The organism is Cellulomonas sp. (assembly GCF_035634735.1).
GTDB lineage: Bacteria > Actinomycetota > Actinomycetes > Actinomycetales > Cellulomonadaceae > Cellulomonas.
In genome coordinates, this window is record NZ_DASQCJ010000225.1 from 1 (window position 1) to 1,611 (window position 1,611).

At 77.7% G+C, this 1,611-nt stretch carries 2 protein-coding genes and 1 pseudogene; all 3 read left to right on the forward strand.

The genetic code is table 11. The features are described from left to right. A pseudogene (locus VER05_RS18115) lies at positions 1-141 on the forward strand (TrkH family potassium uptake protein); the annotation flags it as partial. Between the two features lie 118 nt (positions 142-259). Continuing rightward, positions 260-895, forward strand: coding sequence for a TrkA family potassium uptake protein (locus VER05_RS18120; RefSeq protein WP_324846709.1), 636 nt, complete (start codon positions 260-262; stop codon positions 893-895). A gap of 32 nt (positions 896-927) precedes the next feature. Next, on the forward strand, positions 928-1,611 hold a 684-nt coding region (locus VER05_RS18125; RefSeq protein ID WP_324846708.1), incomplete at its 3' end, for an ROK family transcriptional regulator.

A 1,611-nucleotide genomic window follows, 5' to 3' on the forward strand; every position in this document is an offset into this window, starting at 1 on the left:
CTGCCCGACGCCGGCAAGTACGTGCTCGCCGTCCTGATGTTCATCGGCCGGACCGGCACGATGACGCTCGCCGCGGCCCTCGCGCTGCGCAGCCGTCGTCGCGTCGTCCGGTTCCCCGAGGAGAGGCCGATCATTGGATGACCTGACCCGCACCGGCGCGACCGGCCTGGGCCCGCTGCCCGGCGAGCCCCGGCGGGGCGACCGCCGCGACCGCGGCGCCGAGGGCGGCCGCGCGAAGGGCCCCAAGCGCGAGGCCGGCATCCTCGTGATCGGCCTGGGCCGGTTCGGCTCGGCGATCGCCGCGACCCTGGACCGGCTCGGCCAGGACGTGCTCGCCGTCGAGCGGGACCCCGACCTGGTCGCGCAGTGGACCGGCCGCATCCCGCTGGTCGAGGCGGACGCCGCCAACCCGGAGGCGCTGGAGCAGGTCGGCGCGCGCGAGTTCTCCGTCGCCGTCGTCGGCGTCGGGTCGTACCTGGAGGCGTCGGTGCTCATCACCGGCAACCTCGTCGACATGGGCACGCCGCAGATCTGGGCCAAGGCGGTCAGCACCGAGCACGCCCGCATCCTGCAGCGCATCGGCGCGCACCACGTGGTGCTGCCCGAGGCCGACGCGGGGTCCCGGGTCGCGCACCTGGTGTCCGGGAAGATGCTCGACTACATCGAGGTCGAGGACGGCTTCACGATCGTCAAGATGAAGCCGCCGCGCGAGACGCAGGGCTTCACGATCGGGCAGTCCAAGATCCGCGAGCGGTACGGGGTCACGGTCATCGGGGTGAAGAGCCCGGGGATCGACTTCGTGTACGCGACGCCGGACACCCGGATCGCGGCGAACGACCTGCTGATCGTCTCGGGTCACGCGGAGCTGCTCGAGCGGTTCGCGGCCCGGCCGTGACGGACGCGCCGGGGGCGGGCCCGGGGCGGCCGGTGCGCCCCGAGCCCGTCCCGCCCGGCCGCGACCTGCCGTCCGACGCCGCGCCCGCGCCGCGGGACAGCCGCGGGCTGCTGCTCGCCGCGCTGCGCCGCCAGGACGGCCGCACCCAGGTCGAGCTGTGCCGGGCGACGGGCCTCGCGCCGGCGACGGTCTCCACCGCGGTCGCCGCCCTCGCCGCCGAGGGCCTGGTGCGGGTGTCCGCGACCACCCGGTCCGGCCGGCGGGCCACCCAGGTCTCCCTCGCGCCCGGCGGAGCGCTCGTCGGCGTGCACTGCTACCTCGACGAGGTCCGGGTCGTGCTGGACCGCGGCGACGGCGAGCCCGTCGAGGCGGCGATCCCCCTGCCGCCGGTGCCCGGCGCCGGCCAGCAGCGGGCCGAGCACGCGGTGCGCGCGGCGCGGGCGCTGCTCGACCGCGTGCTGCGGGACACCGGCACCGACCCCGCGTCCGTCGCCGCGGTCGGCGTCGGCGTGCCCGCGCCCGTCGAGGTCCGGACGGGCCGCGTCGCGGGCGCCGGCGTGCGCGCGGGCTGGGGCGGGATGGTCGCCGCGCCCGCGCTGCTCGCGCCGGCGCCGGGCGTGCCCGTGCTGTTCGACAACGACGGCAACCTCGGCGCGCTCGCGGAGGCGCGGCTCGGCGCCGGGCGCGGGCGGTGGTCCGTGGTGCACGTCGCGCTG